This is a genomic window from Janthinobacterium fluminis (assembly GCF_028595325.1).
In the GTDB taxonomy this organism is placed as follows: Bacteria; Pseudomonadota; Gammaproteobacteria; order Burkholderiales; family Burkholderiaceae_D; genus Janthinobacterium; species Janthinobacterium fluminis.
Genome location: NZ_JAQQXR010000001.1, coordinates 862,489 through 878,945 on the forward strand (window position 1 = coordinate 862,489; position 16,457 = coordinate 878,945).

The following is a 16,457-nucleotide window of genomic DNA, read 5'->3' on the forward strand; positions in this document are numbered from 1 at the left end:
AGCATCGTTTAGAGTTATGGCGGTGTTTTCTAGACAAATAACAAAATATTGTTATTTTTCGGAATTTTTTCTTCTCGCCGGTCTTGTGTTTTGGCAGCGAGCGCCAACATCATCAATACGCTTTCTATAAGGTACGCCATGACAACTTCCAAATTAACTGAGCAAACTCAACTGCCGTTATTGCCGCTGCGGGATGTTGTAGTTTTCCCGCATATGGTGATACCGCTGTTCGTAGGCCGCCCAAAGTCGATCAAGGCGCTCGAAGCGGCGATGGAGCAGGGCAAGAGCATCATGCTTGCCGCACAAAAAGCCGCCGCCAAGGATGAACCGTCCGCGTCCGATATCTACCCGATCGGCTGCGTCGCGAATATTTTGCAGATGCTCAAGCTGCCCGACGGCACCGTCAAGGTCTTGGTCGAAGGCGCCCAGCGCGCGCGCATCAACCACATTAGCGATTCCCCGACGCACTTCATCGCCGACCTGACGCCGCTCGAATCCGAGCCGGGCGACGATTCGGAAGTGGAGGCCATGCGCCGCGCCATCGTCCAGCAGTTCGACCAGTACGTCAAACTGAACAAAAAAATTCCGCCGGAAATCCTTGCCTCGCTGTCGGGCATCGACGACGCCGGCCGCCTGGCCGACACGGTGGCCGCGCACCTGCCGCTCAAGCTCGAACAGAAGCAAGTTATCCTGGAAATTTTCGGCGTCGCCAAGCGTCTTGAGCACCTGCTCGGCCAACTGGAAGGCGAACTCGATATCCTGCAAGTGGAAAAGCGCATCCGCGGCCGCGTCAAGCGCCAGATGGAAAAATCGCAGCGCGAATACTACCTGAACGAACAAGTGAAGGCGATCCAGAAGGAGTTGGGCGAGGGCGAGGATGGCGCCGACCTGGACGAGCTGGAAAAGAAAGTCGTTACGGCGAAAATGCCGAAGGAAGCGCTCGACAAGGCCACCAACGAGCTGAAAAAACTCAAGCTGATGTCGCCGATGTCGGCCGAGGCGACCGTCGTGCGCAACTACATCGACACGCTGGTCAACCTGCCGTGGAAGAAAAAGTCGAAGGTCAATAACGACCTGTCCAACGCCGAGAAGGTGCTGGAAGGCGATCACTACGGCCTCGACAAGGTCAAGGAACGCATCCTGGAATACCTCGCGGTGCAACAGCGCGTCGACAAACTCAAGGCGCCCATCCTGTGCTTCGTCGGCCCTCCGGGCGTCGGCAAGACCTCGCTGGGGCAGTCGATCGCCCGCGCGACGAACCGCAAGTTCGTCCGCATGGCGCTGGGCGGCGTGCGCGACGAGGCCGAGATCCGCGGCCACCGCCGCACCTACATCGGCTCGATGCCGGGCAAGATTTTGCAATCGCTGGCCAAGGTCGGCGTGCGCAATCCCCTGTTCCTGCTCGACGAGGTCGACAAGATGGGCGCGGACTTCCGCGGCGACCCTTCGTCGGCGCTGCTGGAGGTGCTCGACCCCGAGCAGAACCACACCTTCTCCGACCATTACATCGAAGTCGATTTCGACCTGTCCGATGTGATGTTCGTGGCCACGTCGAACTCCTACAACATCCCGCCGGCGCTGCTGGACCGGATGGAAGTGATCCGCCTGTCGGGTTACACCGAGGATGAAAAGACCAGCATCGCGCAGCGCTACCTGCTGCCGAAGCAGGTCAAGAACAACGGCCTGAAGGAAGAGGAAATCACGGTCGCCGAATCGGCGCTGCGCGACATCATCCGCTATTACACCCGCGAAGCCGGCGTGCGTTCGCTGGAACGCGAAGTGTCGAAGATCTGCCGCAAGGTCGTCAAGATGCTGCTGCTGAAGAAGCAGGACAAAAAGGTCATCGTCAACTCGAAGAACCTCGACAAGTTCCTCGGCGTGCGCCGCTATGACTTTGGCGTGGCCGAGAAGGAAAACCAGGTCGGCCAGGTGGTCGGTCTGGCCTGGACGGAAGTCGGCGGCGACCTGCTGACGATCGAGGCGGTGACGATGCCGGGCAAGGGCGGCATCATCCGCACCGGCACGCTGGGCGACGTGATGAAGGAATCGATCGAAGCGGCGCGCACCGTCGTGCGCAGCCGCGCCAGCCGCCTCGGCATCAAACCCGAGGTGTTCGAGAAGAGCGACATCCACATCCACGTGCCGGAAGGCGCGACGCCGAAGGACGGTCCGTCCGCCGGCGTGGCGATGACGCTGGCCCTGGTGTCGGTGTTCACCGGCATTCCGGTGCGCGCCGACGTGGCGATGACGGGCGAGATCACGCTGCGCGGCGAAGTGCTGCCTATCGGCGGCCTGAAGGAAAAGCTGCTGGCGGCGCATCGCGGCGGCATCAAGACGGTGCTGATTCCCGAGCAAAACGTCAAGGACCTGGCCGAGATTCCGGACAACGTGAAGAACAAGCTGGAAATCGTGCCGGTGCGTTGGATCGACAAGGTGCTGGAGATCGCGCTGGAACGGGCTCCCGTCGCGCTGGTGGAAGTGCCGGCCGTGGAGGCGGTCGCGGCCGCCGCCGCCAAGCCCGACGCCGCCGGCGAAGTGGTGAAACACTAGGCGTTTTTGGCAGTTTCTCTCAAACAAGCGCTTTTATAGCGCTTGTTTGCTATTCAAAGCGCATTCTCTAGGGTAAAGCGCTTGACACAAAACAGCGCGGCTTGTTTAATACGCCCTGCAGAATTTTCTTCCGCAAGATTGCCGATGAATTGATCCAGTCAATTCTCGGCAAAGACGATATATACCTTTGTAATGGGGACCGCTAGTGAATAAGACTGAATTGATCGACCATATTGCTGAAAAAGCTGACATCTCGAAAGCGGCAGCCGCCCGCGCACTCGACGCCGTTATCGGCGGCGTGACCGAGACCCTGCAGAAGAGCGACAGCGTGACCCTGGTCGGCTTTGGCACCTTCTCGGTGAGCGAACGTGCTGAGCGTACCGGTCGCAATCCGCGCACCAAAGAAGCCATTACGATCGAAGCCGCTAAAGTTCCTAAATTTAAAGCTGGCAAAGCTTTGAAAGATGCTGTAAACTAACGGACTTCAGTGAGGTGACAGTCACTGGAAACGATTTGACGGCACCATCGGTGTGATCCGAATGGGGGCTTAGCTCAGTTGGTAGAGCGGCGCCCTTACAAGGCGTAGGTCGGGAGTTCGAGCCTCTCAGCCCCCACCAGTCAAGTCGCGTAGTACCTTGTATTTTTAGGAGTGGTAGTTCAGTTGGTTAGAATACCGGCCTGTCACGTCGGGGGTCGCGGGTTCGAGTCCCGTCCACTCCGCCATAAAATACGAGTCATTTGCAAGAGCTGGAGCGGTAGTTCAGTTGGTTAGAATGCCGGCCTGTCACGTCGGAGGTCGCGGGTTCGAGTCCCGTCCGCTCCGCCATTAATCTTGTGAAAACCTGGAGTGGTAGTTCAGTTGGTTAGAATACCGGCCTGTCACGTCGGGGGTCGCGGGTTCGAGTCCCGTCCACTCCGCCAGAATAAAGATACCCTCGTAGCTCAGTGAGTTACGGGGGTTTTTCTTTTTCCGCGCGCCTTATTGTATTTCCCCTCATTTAGCCGGCGCCGCGGCCGCTTTGCGGCGTCCGCGGACGGCCGGCCGGGCCGCCGTTTCCCCATGATTTACGCTTGCTATAGCGCTAGCGTCGATGTAGAATCCAGTGGTATTGATTTGGGCGGCAGATTCTTCGTTCGGTTTGGCCGCCAAGTCATTGAATGTAAAGGGGAAGTGGACTGCGAGATATTGTCCAATCCACTCCGCCGGCGCAAAAAGAGGCGAACGAGAGTTCGCCTTTTTTTATATGTGCAAGTCCATCGTAATCCACTCAAATCCGAATTGGCTGACCATGTTTGAATTTATTCGTACCCATCAACGCTTGATGCAGTTTTTACTGATGCTGCTTATCGTTCCGTCATTTGCACTGGTCGGTATCAGCGGCTATCAGAGCGTTGGCGACGACGCCACCACCATCGCCAAGGTCGACGGCCAGCCGATCACGCAACTGCAATGGGAAGCGGCGCAGCGTCAGCAGATGGACCGCTACCGCCAGATGCTCGGCGAGCGCTTCGACCAGAAAATGTTCGATACGCCGGAAGCCAAACAAGACATCCTGGATAACCTGATCGCCGAGCGCGCTGTCGGCGCCGAAGTCGCGCGCAGCCACCTGAACGTCAGCGACGCCAGCATCAAGAAAGTCATCATGGAAACGCCGGGCTTGACGCTGCCGGACGGCAGCTTTGACCTGGAGCGTTACAAGGCCATTCTGGCGGCGCAAAACATGACGCCGGACATGTACGATGCGCGCCTGCGCGTCGACCTGGCCGCGCAGCAATTGAGCGGTGCGATCCAGGGCACGGCGTTCGCGCCGAAAACCGTGGCCAAGCGTCTGTCCGACATCAACGACCAGGAACGCGAAGTCCAGGAACTGCTGATGCCGGCCGCGGAATTCCTGCCGCAAGTGAAAGTCACCGACGAGATGGTCAAGGCTTTCTACGAGAAAAACAGCAAGTTCTTCGCCATTCCAGAGCAAGTCAAAGTGGAATATGTGCTGTTCGACAGCGCCGCCGTGTCCGGCCAGGTTGCCGTCGCCGACGCTGAAATCAGCGCCTACTACACGCAGAACACCAAGCGCTTCACCACCGAGGAAAGCCGCCGCGTCAGCCATATCCTGATCGCCTCGAAGAAGGACGCCAGCGCGGCCGAGAAAGCCGCCGCCAAGGCCAAGGCCGAAGCGGTGCTGGCCGACGTGCGCAAGGCGCCGGCCGACTTCGCCAAGATTGCCAAGGCGCAGTCGCAAGATCCGGCCTCGGCCGAACTGGGTGGCGACCTGGACGTGCTGGAGAAGGGCGCCTTGCCAAAAGCCGTCGAAGAAGCCGCCTTGAAGCTCAAGCAGGGCGACATCAGCGCCGTGGTCAGTTCCGAATTCGGTTTCCACATCCTCACCGTCACCGCGCTCAAGCCTTCGCACGTCAAGGCGCTGGACGAAGTGAAGGGCGAAATCACCGCCGATCTGACGAAACAAAAGGCGGCGAAGAAGTATTCCGAATTGGCCGAGCAGTTCACCAATACCATCTACGAACAGTCGGATAGCCTGAAGCCGGTCGTCGACAAGCTCAAGCTGAAAGTGGAAACGGTCGCCAACCTGTCGCGCAATCCTTCGCCGGCACTGGGCGCGGCGCCGTTCAACAACGCCAAGTTCCTGAACGCCGTGTTCTCCGATGACGTGCTGAAAAACAAGCGCAACACCGAAGCCATCGAAGTGGCGCCTAGTACGCTGATCGCCGGCCGCGTCGTCGAGTTCAAGCCTGCGAGCAAGCGTCCGCTGGCCGAAGTCGATGCGCTGATACGCCAGCGCGTCACACAGGAAGAAGCCGTCAAGCTGGCCAAGAAGGCCGGCGAAAGCAAATTGGCGGCCTTGAAGGCGGCCGACGACGCCAGCGCCTTCCGTCCAGCCAGACTGGTGTCGCGTAGCAAGGACGAGGGCATCAACCGTCTGGCGATGACGCAAATCATGAAAGCCGACGTCAGCAAGTTGCCGGTTTATGTGGGCGTTGAAGTGCCGGGCATGGGTTACGGCCTGTACCGCATCGGCAAGGTGCAGCAGGCAGCCCAGCAGGATGCGGCGCGCCGCCAGTCCGAGCAGGAGCAGATCGCCAATATCCTGGCCCAGCAAGAGATGGTCGATTATGTCGAAGTGCTCAAGCATAAAGCCAAGGTAAAAATGGTCAAGCCGCTTGCGGCAGCCGCCAAGCAAGACGGCGACGCCAAGTAAAAGCCCTACGCCCAGATGAAAAAGCCGCTTTCGAGCGGCTTTTTCTTTTCCTGGCCGCGCTTGCCGCTGCGCACGCATATGCAATCTACGCCGCATTTTCTTGACTCAAGTTGAAAAAATGCATATTCGTGTAAATTTATCTTGCGGAAATATTGCTGGATACCTATTATTGCGAATAGTTCGCATTCTCATTTGTTCCGCGCGAGACGCGGGCGAACGTTCCAACCCATACCGTTCAGGCACCAATCGGCACTCAAACGTAAATGGCCACCGTTTATTTTGAGGATTGCTCGTATGTCAGGTATGACTTCTATTCGTTTGCGCGCGCTCAGCGCCGCTGTCTTGTTCGCCCTGTCCGGCGCCGCGCTGGCCGCCCCCCTGGATTTGGCCCTGCCGGCGCAGCCGCTGGCGGCCTCGCTTGGCCAGGTGGCGCAGTCGGCCGGCCTGCAGCTGTCCGGCGAGTTGGCGGCGCTGTCCTCGCTGTCGGCGCCGGCCTTGACGGGGCGCTATGAAACGCGCGCGGCGCTCGAGCGCCTGCTGGCCGGCTCCGGCTTCGAGGCCGAGCTGCACGGCAACCGTGTGCACATCGTGCGCCATTTCGCCGCCACGCAGGTGCTGCCTGAGGTCACCGTCAATGGCACCGGGCTGGATGTGGCGCGCGCCGTGTATCCGGGCTCTGTCGCCGTGCTGGAACGGGACGACTTCAGCACCCGCGGCAACGTCGTCGAGGCGCTGGCGAAGGTGCCGGGCTTCGCCGGCGGCGGCGGCAGCGGCCGCGACATCGGCCAGCAATTTGCCGTGCGCGGCTTCGGCTACCAGAGCGAAGATCGGGTCATCGTCAAGCAGGACGGCATCCGCCGCTCCGTGTCGCTGTTCTCCAACCATATCTCCAGCTTCCGCATGGACAACGACTTGCTCAAGCGGGCAGAAATCGTCAAGGGTTCCTCGTCCGTGTCGCACGGCAGCGGCGCGATCGGCGGGGTGGTGGCGATGACCACCGTCGACGCCGAGGACTTCCTCGCGGCCGGCGCGGAAACGGGCGTCGCCACCAAGCTGCGCTACGACAGCAACAACCGCCGCGAGGGCTATCTGGCTTTTGCCGCCGCCCCGGCGGCCGGCCTCTTCGACATCGTGGCCTACACCAAGAAAAGCCACGATGGCAACATCAAGCTGGCGCGCCGGGTGGGCACGGCGCCGAATACCTACCAGCAGACCGACAATGACGAGAACGGCAACGTCTACTTCGTCAAGGGCGGCTGGAAACTGGCGCCGCAGCAGCGCCTGACGCTGTCCTACTATGATTACCAGCAGCGCGTCGGCACGGCCTGGCAAACGCTGTGGCACGCGCAGACGCCGACCACCGGGCCGATCCAGGGCAAGCTGCTGCAGCGCGACTGGGTGCTGCGCTACACGGCCAGCCCCGCCGGCTTGCCGTGGCTGAACCTGGATGCGACGGCCTACCAGAGCAGCGCCAGTTACCAGCGCGGTTACGACCACCAGAACGGCGCCAAGCGCACCACCATGGATTACAGCAATGAGGACGAGCGCAAGGGCGTCACGGTATCGAACCGCATGGAGTTTTCGGCTTTGGGCGCGCGCCACCGCTTGCTGCTGGGCGTGAGCCACGAGCGCCGCCACGAAGACGCGCGCATGGTTGCCGACGGCGCGCTGAGCGACTTCGGCTCGATGCCGAACACCTACCAGGACAGCGGCGTGTACGTGCAGGAGGAAATGCACCTGTTCGACGATCGCCTCGTGCTGCACGCGGGCGGGCGCTACGACAGTTTCCGTCGCAAGGTAAAAACCCAGGCCAAGGATTACAGCGGCTCGAATTTCTCGCCGCGGCTGGGCGCCAGCGTTGCCGTCGGCGGCGGCGTCACGCTGCTCGGCAACTATTCGCAGACCTACCGGGCGCCGACGCCGCACGAAACCTCGTCGAGCGGCGCGCTCAATCCGTTTTACTGGTACTTGCCCAACCCGGACCTGAAGCCGGAACTGTCCAAGGAGCTGGAGCTGGGCGCCTCGCTGAAGCGCGACGCCGTGTTCGCCGAGCGCGACACACTGTTCGCCAAGGCGATGGTATTCGACGGCAAGATATCGCAGATGATAGGCTTGAAGGCGCTGCCGGAGCTGGGCACGCCGCCCGAGAGCGAACACTATGCCAAATACGTTAACGCCAACCTCGTCAAGCGGCGCGGCTACGAAATCGAAGTCGAGTACAAGCTGCCGCAGCTGGAACTGGGCGCCAGCTTCGAGCACTTGAAGCAAACCGACCAGGCCACGGGCGAGAACTTTCCGTCCGGTTTTGCCGACAAGCTGCGCGTCAGCGCCGCCTATTGGCTGACGCCGGCAAGCAGCGTGGAACTGGCCGTGTCGCACTGGTTGCGGCCCGAGCAGAATCCCGCCTCGGTGCTCAACAGCAAGAAGGCGACGGTGTATTACGTGCGCGACGCCTACACCATCGCCGACCTGAGCGTGCGCTGGCGGCCGCAGGCGGCGCCGCTGAAGGTGCTGGGACGGGAAATCGAGGTGCTGGCCGGCGTGCACAATCTGTTCAACCGGCCCTATCTGAACGCGATGAAGCTGGAAACCACGCCGCAGGTGGGCAAGGCGCGCAATATCTACCTGAGCGTGTCGAACCGTTTCTGAACCGCGTCAGGCCGGGGGGCGGCTCTTCGGGGCCGGCCCCGGCTGTTTAAATTCAGGCTGGATGCAGGCGCCGCGCCGCCGCCAGGAAGGCGTCCTTGGAAATGTCATCCAGCGCCAGCACCTCGGCCTCGTCATACTTCTGGAAGTTACGCCCGATCGAGCGCGTGTAGGCGGGATCGTAATGGTCGACGAGCAACTCGTCGACCAGCTCCGCCATCTGCCCGGCGTTGGCCATGTCGTGCCAGCGGCCCAATCTTTCCCGGCCGTACAAACTCAGCAAGCAATCGAGCTGGGCATTCAAATGCGCCGGGTCCTGCGTGAAGTGGGCGTAATCTTCCATCAACAGGCGCACCCGGTTCGGCCGCGACAGGGTCAGTGCGATGCATGGCGCGGCGCGCATCTTCTCGATCAGCGCGTCGGGCACGCGCAGGTTGCCGACCTTCTTGCTCTCCGATTCGATGAACACGGGCCGCGCCGCATCGAACTGGCGCAGGCGCTGCCAGATCGCGCTCTCGAACGCCTTTTGCGAAGGCTGCGGCTGACTGGGCAGGTTGCCCAGCACCGAACCGCGGTGGACCGCCAGCCGCTCCAGGTCCAGCACCTGCGCGCCTATGCCGTCGAGCACCTCCAGCAGGCGGCTCTTGCCGCTGCCCGTCGTGCCGCAGATCACCTGCAGGGCGGGCGCCGGCTGCTGCGCCAGCGCCGTGTTGATGTGGTTGCGGTAAGCCTTGTAGCCGCCGTCGAGCTGCACTACGGGCCAGCCTATCTTGGCCAGAATGTGCGCCATGGCGCCGCTGCGGTTGCCGCCGCGCCAGCAGTAGACCAGCGGCTTCCAGTCGCGCGGTTTGTCCAGCCAGAGGGTTTCGATGTGGCGGCCGATGTTCTTGGCGACCAGCGCCGCGCCGACCTTCTTCGCCTCGAAGGCGTTCACTTGCTTGTACAGCGTGCCGACTTGGATGCGCTCGGCGTCGTCGAGCACCGGGCAGTTGATGGCGCCGGGCAGATGGTCGAGCGCGTATTCGGACGGACTGCGCGCGTCGATGATGGCGTCGTAGTGGTCGAGCTGGGACAGGACTTCTTCAAAACTGAGCAGGGCAGGGTACTTCATCGGACTTTCAGCAGGGGCAGCAGTTGCGGCCAGATATTGGCCAGGATAATCGGATGCGCTTCGGCCGTCGGGTGCAGCCGGTCCGGCTGGAACAGTTGCGCCTTGTCGGCGACGCCGTCGAGCATGAAGGGCACCAGCGGCGCGCGCAGGTCTTTGGCCAGCTTGCCATACATGGCGAAGAATTTGTCGGCGTAGTCGCGGCCGTAATTGGGCGGCATGCGCATGCCCACCAACAGCACCTTGGCGCCGGCCTGGTGGGCCTGCGCGCTCATCGCCTGCAGATTCGCCTCGGCGGCGGCCACCGGCAAGCCGCGCAAGCCGTCGTTGGCGCCCAGTTCGATGACAACGATCTGCGGCCGGTACTTGCTCAGCAGCGCGGGCAGGCGGGTGCGCCCGCCGCTCGTCGTTTCGCCGCTGATGCTGGCGTTGACGATGGCCGCGTCGATCTTTTGCGTCGCCAGGCGGCGCTCCAGCAGGGCCACCCAGCCGTTGCCACGGCTCAGGCCGTACTCGGCCGACAAACTATCGCCAAGCACCAGCACCGTTTTTGGTGCAGAATAGGCGCTCGTCGTTCCCGCCGCAAACAAGAGCGCGGCCACGGGCAGCGACAACAGCAGGCGCCGGCGCCGCAGCACCTGGCCGGCGTGGCCACGTATGTGTTCACGTAATTTTTTAAGATAGATCAGCATGCCTGAATTTCCCAAAGCGACTTCCACGAATTTCCTGCCCGACGGCGCGGCCTCTGCCGCGCCTGAGCACCACGCCGCCATCCGCCTGGAGCGGGTCGCCGCGCCGGCCGCCATCGAAGTGAGCGGCCTGACCAAGCGCGTGCCGGACGCCGACGGCGAACTGACGATCTTGCACAGCGTCGATTTTACCGTGCAACGGGCCGAGACGCTTGCAATTGTCGGCGCCTCCGGCTCGGGCAAGTCGACGCTGCTGGGATTGCTGGCGGGGCTGGACACGCCGTCGGCCGGCCGCGTCGTGCTCGACGGCGCCGACATCTTCGCCCTCGACGAGGATGGCCGCGCCGGTTTGCGCAAGGCCAAGCTGGGCTTCGTGTTTCAGTCCTTCCAATTGCTGGCCCACCTGACGGCGCTGGAAAACGTCATGCTGCCGCTGGAACTGCGCGGCGACGCCGACGCCAGGGACAAGGCGGCGGCCATGCTGGAGCGCGTCAAGCTGGGCAGCCGCCTGAAACACTATCCGAAATACCTGTCGGGCGGCGAACAGCAGCGCGTCGCGCTGGCGCGCGCCTTCGTCACGGAACCGCCGCTGCTGTTCGCCGACGAGCCGACCGGCAGCCTGGACGCGGCCACCGGCGAAGCCGTCATCCAGTTGATGTTCCAGCTCAACCGCGAACACGGCTCGACGCTGGTGCTGGTGACGCACGACGCCTCGATTGCGGCGCGCTGCGGCCGCACCATCACCATCGCGGCGGGCCGGCTGGTGTAAGGCCGCCGCGTTTGCTTGCCGGCGCAGCCTCCGCAAAGGCGCCGCAGCCGCCAAGACGAACGGGGCCTGAGGGGCGGCCCCGGCTTGCCGCTATGCCGTCCGCTGCTGCACCATCCGGTTAATCGCCACGCGAATCGCCGGCACCAGCTCGCTGGCCGTCAGCCCGATTGGCCCGACGCCGTCGGCCACCAGCACGTCGGCGGCCATGCCGTGCAGCCACACGGCCGCCTGCGCCGCCTCCCACTGCGGCCAACCCTGCGCCAGCAGCGCGCCGCACAGGCCCGCCAGCACGTCGCCGGTGCCGGCCGTGGCCAGCGCCGGATTGCCGGTGGTGTTGACGACGACGTCGCCGCTGGCCGAGGCGAGCACCGTACCCGACCCCTTTAACGCCACGGTCACCTGCATCTGCGCGGCCAACAGGCGCGCCGCCGCCAGCCGGTCCGCCTGCACCTCGGCGACGCTCACGCCGAGCAGACGGGCCGCCTCCAGCGGATGCGGCGTCAGCACGGCGCCCGTGCCGCGCAGCGCCAGCGCCGTCTGCAGCTCCGGCTCGGCGGCCATCAAGTTCAAGGCGTCGGCGTCGAGCACCAGCGCGCTGCCGCTGTCGATGGCCCGCTGCAGAAAATCGCGGGCGCGGTGCGACGCGCCCAGGCCGGGGCCGGCCACCAGCACGGCCGCATCGAAATCGACGTCGGCGGCCAGCCGGAACATCAGCTCGGGATGGCCGCTGTCGTAGGCGGGCGCCTCCTCGGGGAAGGCGACATACACCCGCCCGGCGCCGGCGAACAGCGCGCTGCGCGCCGCCAGAACGGGCGCGCCGGCCATGCCGTGGGCGCCGCCGATGACGACGACGCTGCCGTGGCTGCCCTTGTGCGAGTTCTGCCGGCGCGGCCGGGCGTGGCGGGCGAAATGCCCGACCCCGCTCAGATGTGCGCGGGCCGGCGCGAAATGGCTGGCGTCGATGTCCAGCCGCGCCACCTGCACGGCGCCGGCGTGGTCGCGGCCGTCGCCCGTGTGCAAGCCGGGCTTGTCGCCGATGAAGGTGACGGTGTGGGTGGCGCGCACCGCCACGCCGTCCGGGCCGACGACGGCGCCGGTGTCGGCGTTCAGGCCGCTGGGGACATCCAGGGCCAGCACGCGGCAATCCAGCGCGTTGATTTGCTCGACGGCGGCGCGAATGGCGCCGCCGAGCGGGCGTTGCAGGCCGATGCCGAACAGGCCGTCGACGACCAGCGTCCAGACACCGCCCGCGATCGCGGCGGCGGACGGTTCGACGAAGGTGGCCGCGCTGGCGCGGGCGCGCTGCAGCGCGTCCTGCCGCTGCGCCGACGGCGCGCCGGAATCGGGCAGCAGCCACACCGACACGCGCATGCCGGCGTGCGCCAGGTGGGCCGCCATGTCGAGCGCGTCGCCGCCGTTGTTGCCGGGGCCTGCCAGCAGCAGCACCTTGCACTGCGCCGGTGTGAACGGAAGCAGGTCGAGGGCGGCGTTGGCGGCGGCCTGGCCGGCGCGCTGCATCAAGGCGCCGGGCGGCAACTGGCGCGCGGCGGACTGTTCGGTGGCGCGGATCTCGGCAATGGAGTAGAGCGGGTTCATGGGCATGGCCGTGGTGGAATTGGAAGATACGTCCAACATATGACCGATCCGGCTTTATTGCAACTGCAAAAAGCAGGGAACGGCCGCCTGGACCGGCGTTGTGGAGCCGAATGTCCAGTTTCCGGCTCTGTAAGCGAGCGGCACTTGGTTACAATGGGGCGTTCATTTAAAACGGGGCGCATAGGATGGATTGGCAATTCTGGATAGACCGGGGCGGCACTTTCACCGATATCGTGGCGCGCCGTCCGGACGGCGGCCTCGTGACGCACAAGCTGCTGTCGGAGAACCCGGGGCAGTACCGCGATGCCGCCGTCGCCGGCATCCGCCACTTGATGCGGCTGGACGCCGGCGCGGCCATTCCCGTGGCGGGCATCGAAGCCGTCAAGATGGGCACGACGGTCGCCACCAACGCACTGCTCGAACGCAAGGGCGAGCCGACCGTGCTGGCCATCACGCGTGGCTTTCGCGACGCGCTGCGCATCGCCTACCAGAACCGGCCGCGCCTGTTCGAGCGCCACATCGTGCTGCCCGAGCTGCTCTACAAGCACGTGATCGAAATCGACGAACGCCTGGGCGCCCACGGCGAGCTGGTGCGCGAACTGGACGCCGACGCCGCCCGCGCCGCGCTGCAAGCGTTGTATGCCCAGGGACTGCGCTCGCTGGCCATCGTTTTTATGCATGGCTACCGCTACGGCGCGCATGAGGCGCGCGTGGCCGACATCGCGCGGCAGATCGGCTTCACGCAAATCTCCGTGTCGCACCGCGTCAGTCCGATGATGAAGCTGGTGGCGCGCGGCGACACCACCGTCGTCGACGCCTACCTGTCGCCGATCCTGCGCCGCTATGTCGACCAGTTGGCGGCGGAGATGCCCGGCGTGCGCCTGCAATTCATGCAGTCGAACGGCGGCCTGACCGACGCCCGCGCTTTCCAGGGCAAGGACAGCATCCTCAGCGGCCCGGCCGGCGGCATCGTCGGCATGGTGCGCGCCAGCCAGTTGGCCGGCTTCGAGCGCGTCATCGGCTTCGACATGGGCGGCACCTCGACCGACGTGTCGCACTACTCCGGCGAATTCGAGCGCGTCTTCGAAACCCAGATCGCCGGCGTGCGCATGCGCGCGCCGATGATGAGCATACACACGGTGGCGGCCGGCGGCGGCTCCATCCTGCACTTCGACGGCGCGCGCTACCGCGTCGGCCCGGACAGCGCCGGCGCCCGGCCCGGCCCGGCCAGTTACCGTGGCGGCGGCCCGCTCGCCGTCACCGACTGCAATGTCATGCTCGGCAAAATCCAGCCGGCGCACTTCCCCAAACTGTTCGGCCCGGACGCCGCCGAGGCGCTCGACGCGCAGACCGTGCGCGAGCAGTTCGCCGCGCTGGCCGCGCAGATCGCCGCCGCCACCGGCCAGCCCACTTCGGCCGAGCAGGTGGCGGAAGGCTATATCGATATCGCCGTCGGCAATATGGCCAACGCCATCAAGCAGATTTCCGTGCAGCGCGGCCACGACGTCACCGAATACACGCTCACCAGCTTCGGCGGCGCCGGCGGCCAGCACGCCTGCCTGGTGGCGGACGCGCTGGGTATGAAAACTGTCTTCGTCCACACGCTGGCCGGCGTCATGTCGGCCTACGGCATGGGTCTGGCCGACCAGAGCGCGATGCGCGAGGCGGCCGTCGAAGCGCGTCTGGCCGCCGGCTCGCCGGCGCAACTGGCGCGACGCCTGGACGAACTCGGCGCCGACGCGCGCGCCGAGCTGCTGCGCCAAGGCGTCGCAGACGCGCGCATCCGCCTGATTCGCCGCGTTCACCTTCGCTACGAAGGCACCGACTCCGCGCTGATCGTGCTGTTCGACGACAACGACGCCATGCAGGCCCAGTTCGAGGCCGGCTACAAAAAACGCTTTTCCTTTCTCATGCCGGGCAAGGCGCTGGTCGTCGAAGCCGTCTCGGTCGAAGCGATCGGCACATCGGACGCGCCGGCCGAAACGCCGCCGCAGCAGCCGCCGCGCGCGGCCGCGCTGGCGCCGCTGAGCGTCGTGCCGATGTACAGCGGCGGACGCTGGCGCGACACCGCCCTGTACCTGCGCGACGCCGTGCGGCCGGGCGACAGCATCGACGGCCCGGCCATCATCGCCGAGGCCAACGCCACCACCGTCGTCGAACCGGGCTGGCAGGCCCGCGTCACGCCGCACGAGCACCTGGTGCTGACGCGCGTCGCAGCGCTGCCGGCGCGGCGCGCCATCGGCACCACGGCCGACCCGGTCATGCTGGAGATATTCAACAACCTGTTCATGTCGATCGCCGAACAGATGGGGCTGCGCCTGCAAAACACCGCCTATTCGGTCAACATCAAGGAGCGGCTCGATTTCAGCTGCGCCATCTTCGACGCCGCCGGCCAGTTGATCGCCAACGCGCCGCACATGCCGGTCCACCTCGGCTCGATGGGCGAGAGCATCAAGACCGTCATGACGGCAAACGCCGGCCGCATGCACCCCGGCGACGTCTACATGCTCAATGACCCTTACCACGGCGGCACGCACCTGCCCGACGTCACCGTCATCTCGCCCGTGTTCGACGACAAGGGCGCGGACATCCTGTTCTACGTCGGCTCGCGCGGCCACCACGCCGACATCGGCGGCACCACGCCCGGCTCGATGCCGCCGGACTCGCGCAGCATCGAAGAAGAGGGCGTCCTGATCGACAACTTCAAACTCGTCGACGGCCGGCAGGGCGCCGGCCACCTGCGCGACGCCGAGACGCGCGCCATGCTCGCGGGCGCGCGCTACCCGGCGCGCAATCCCGAGCAGAACATGGCCGACTTGCGCGCCCAGGTGGCGGCCAACCAGAAAGGCGCCGACGAACTGCGCAATATGGTCGCCCACTTCGGCCTCGACGTCGTGCAAGCCTACATGGGCCATGTGCAGGACAACGCCGAGGAAGCCGTGCGGCGCGTCATCGGTGCGCTCAAGGACGGCGCCTACACCGTCCAACTCGACAACGGTGCACAGATCCAGGTCGCGATCCGCGTCGATGCGGCCAGGCGCAGCGCCGACATCGACTTCACCGGCACCTCGGCGCAACTGCCGAACAACTTCAACGCGCCGTCTGCCGTCTGCATGGCCGCCGTGCTGTACGTCTTCCGCACGCTGGTCGATGACGACATCCCGCTCAACGCCGGCTGCCTGAAGCCGCTCAACGTCATCATCCCGCCGGGCTCGATGCTGAACCCCCGCTATCCGGCCTCCGTCGTGTCGGGCAACGTCGAAACCTCGACCTGCATCACCAACGCGCTGTACGGCGCGCTGGGCGTGATGGCGGCGGCGCAGGGCACGATGAACAACTTCACCTTCGGCAACGCCAAGTACCAGTACTATGAAACCATCTCCGGCGGCTCCGGTGCCGGCCCCGGCTTCGACGGCACCGATGTCGTACAGACCAATATGACCAACTCGCGCCTGACCGACCCGGAGATACTGGAGTGGCGCTTCCCGGTGCGGTTGGACAGCTATGAAATACGGCCGGGCTCGGGCGGGGCGGGGCGCTGGCGCGGCGGCAACGGCGGCGTGCGCAAAGTACGTTTTTTGGAGGCGATGACGGCGGCGATCCTGTCCAACAACCGCATCCACGCGCCGTTCGGCATGGCGGGCGGCGCGCCCGGCGCACTGGGGCGCAACCGCGTGCTGCGCGCCGACGGCCGCACCGAAGAACTGGCCCATATCGGCAAAACCGACATGCAAGCCGGCGACGCCTTCATCATCGAGACGCCGGGGGGAGGGGGCTACGGCCCGCCCGCAGACTAAACCGCGGCCCGCGGCGCATGCCCGGGGCCTGTCCCCGGCCGTCGCCGCGGCCGTTTTCAGGCCCATCCGCGCCTGGCCGACTTCCCT

The 16,457-nt window shown here is 64.8% G+C and carries 9 protein-coding genes and 4 tRNA genes; 10 read left to right on the forward strand and 3 right to left on the reverse strand.

The genetic code is table 11. The annotated features are described in order from the left end of the window. Positions 1-138 precede the first annotated feature (138 nt). From lon to OIK44_RS03905, 8 genes are all read left to right on the forward strand, one after another. The gene (gene lon, locus OIK44_RS03870) at positions 139-2,550 is read left to right on the forward strand and encodes an endopeptidase La (protein ID WP_273669360.1); all 2,412 of its coding nucleotides are present in this window, start codon (positions 139-141) and stop codon (positions 2,548-2,550) included. Positions 2,551-2,755: 205 nt separating this feature from the next. Beyond that, positions 2,756-3,028 carry an HU family DNA-binding protein gene (locus tag OIK44_RS03875; protein WP_017875663.1) on the forward strand — a complete coding sequence of 91 codons (273 nt, stop codon included), beginning with the start codon at positions 2,756-2,758 and terminating at the stop codon, positions 3,026-3,028. Between the two features lie 63 nt (positions 3,029-3,091). Continuing rightward, positions 3,092-3,167 (forward strand) — tRNA-Val (locus tag OIK44_RS03880). A 29-nt stretch (positions 3,168-3,196) separates the two neighbouring features. Next, a tRNA-Asp gene (locus OIK44_RS03885) sits at positions 3,197-3,273 on the forward strand. 26 nt (positions 3,274-3,299) lie between these two features. Further along, positions 3,300-3,376: transfer RNA gene (locus tag OIK44_RS03890), tRNA-Asp, on the forward strand. 18 nt (positions 3,377-3,394) lie between these two features. Beyond that, positions 3,395-3,471 (forward strand) — tRNA-Asp (locus OIK44_RS03895). Positions 3,472-3,839: 368 nt separating this feature from the next. Next, entirely contained in the window at positions 3,840-5,765 is a 1,926-nt protein-coding gene (locus OIK44_RS03900) for a SurA N-terminal domain-containing protein (protein ID WP_273669361.1), read from the forward strand. 303 nt (positions 5,766-6,068) lie between these two features. After that, positions 6,069-8,414 (forward strand): TonB-dependent receptor domain-containing protein, encoded by a 2,346-nt coding sequence (locus OIK44_RS03905; RefSeq protein ID WP_273669362.1) that lies wholly within the window; start codon positions 6,069-6,071, stop codon positions 8,412-8,414. A 52-nt stretch (positions 8,415-8,466) separates the two neighbouring features. On the opposite strand, the gene mnmH is transcribed toward OIK44_RS03905, so the two are convergent. Both mnmH and OIK44_RS03915 read right to left on the reverse strand, forming a co-directional pair. Continuing rightward, positions 8,467-9,522: a tRNA 2-selenouridine(34) synthase MnmH gene (gene mnmH / locus OIK44_RS03910; RefSeq protein ID WP_273669363.1), complete on the reverse strand. Its 1,056-nt coding sequence runs from the start codon at positions 9,520-9,522 to the stop codon at positions 8,467-8,469. Next, on the reverse strand, positions 9,519-10,211 hold the full coding sequence (locus OIK44_RS03915) for an arylesterase (RefSeq protein ID WP_273669364.1): 693 nt from the start codon (positions 10,209-10,211) through the stop codon (positions 9,519-9,521). The genes mnmH and OIK44_RS03915 overlap by 4 nt, the downstream gene beginning before the upstream one ends. Here OIK44_RS03915 and OIK44_RS03920 point away from each other — a divergent pair. Further along, complete coding sequence (locus tag OIK44_RS03920) at positions 10,210-10,977, forward strand: ABC transporter ATP-binding protein (RefSeq protein ID WP_273669365.1); 768 nt, start codon at positions 10,210-10,212, stop codon at positions 10,975-10,977. The genes OIK44_RS03915 and OIK44_RS03920 overlap by 2 nt on opposite strands. Positions 10,978-11,067: 90 nt before the next feature. On the opposite strand, the gene OIK44_RS03925 is transcribed toward OIK44_RS03920, so the two are convergent. Further along, positions 11,068-12,573: an NAD(P)H-hydrate dehydratase gene (locus tag OIK44_RS03925; protein WP_273669784.1), complete on the reverse strand. Its 1,506-nt coding sequence runs from the start codon at positions 12,571-12,573 to the stop codon at positions 11,068-11,070. 185 nt (positions 12,574-12,758) lie between these two features. Between OIK44_RS03925 and OIK44_RS03930 the strand changes: the two genes are divergently transcribed. Then, the gene (locus OIK44_RS03930; protein WP_273669366.1) at positions 12,759-16,370 is read left to right on the forward strand and encodes a hydantoinase B/oxoprolinase family protein; all 3,612 of its coding nucleotides are present in this window, start codon (positions 12,759-12,761) and stop codon (positions 16,368-16,370) included. Positions 16,371-16,457: the final 87 nt, after the last annotated feature.

Excerpts from the sequence above, each read along its gene's own strand:
- lon (WP_273669360.1), top strand. The coding sequence starts at position 139 with ATGACAACTTCCAAATTAACTGAGCAAACTCAACTGCCGTTATTGCCG.
- OIK44_RS03900 (WP_273669361.1), top strand. The coding sequence starts at position 3,840 with ATGTTTGAATTTATTCGTACCCATCAACGCTTGATGCAGTTTTTACTG.
- OIK44_RS03905 (WP_273669362.1), top strand. The coding sequence starts at position 6,069 with ATGACTTCTATTCGTTTGCGCGCGCTCAGCGCCGCTGTCTTGTTCGCC.
- mnmH (WP_273669363.1), bottom strand. The coding sequence starts at position 9,522 with ATGAAGTACCCTGCCCTGCTCAGTTTTGAAGAAGTCCTGTCCCAGCTC.
- OIK44_RS03920 (WP_273669365.1), top strand. The coding sequence starts at position 10,210 with ATGCCTGAATTTCCCAAAGCGACTTCCACGAATTTCCTGCCCGACGGC.
- OIK44_RS03915 (WP_273669364.1), bottom strand. The coding sequence starts at position 10,211 with ATGCTGATCTATCTTAAAAAATTACGTGAACACATACGTGGCCACGCC.
- OIK44_RS03925 (WP_273669784.1), bottom strand. The coding sequence starts at position 12,573 with ATGAACCCGCTCTACTCCATTGCCGAGATCCGCGCCACCGAACAGTCC.
- OIK44_RS03930 (WP_273669366.1), top strand. The coding sequence starts at position 12,759 with ATGGATTGGCAATTCTGGATAGACCGGGGCGGCACTTTCACCGATATC.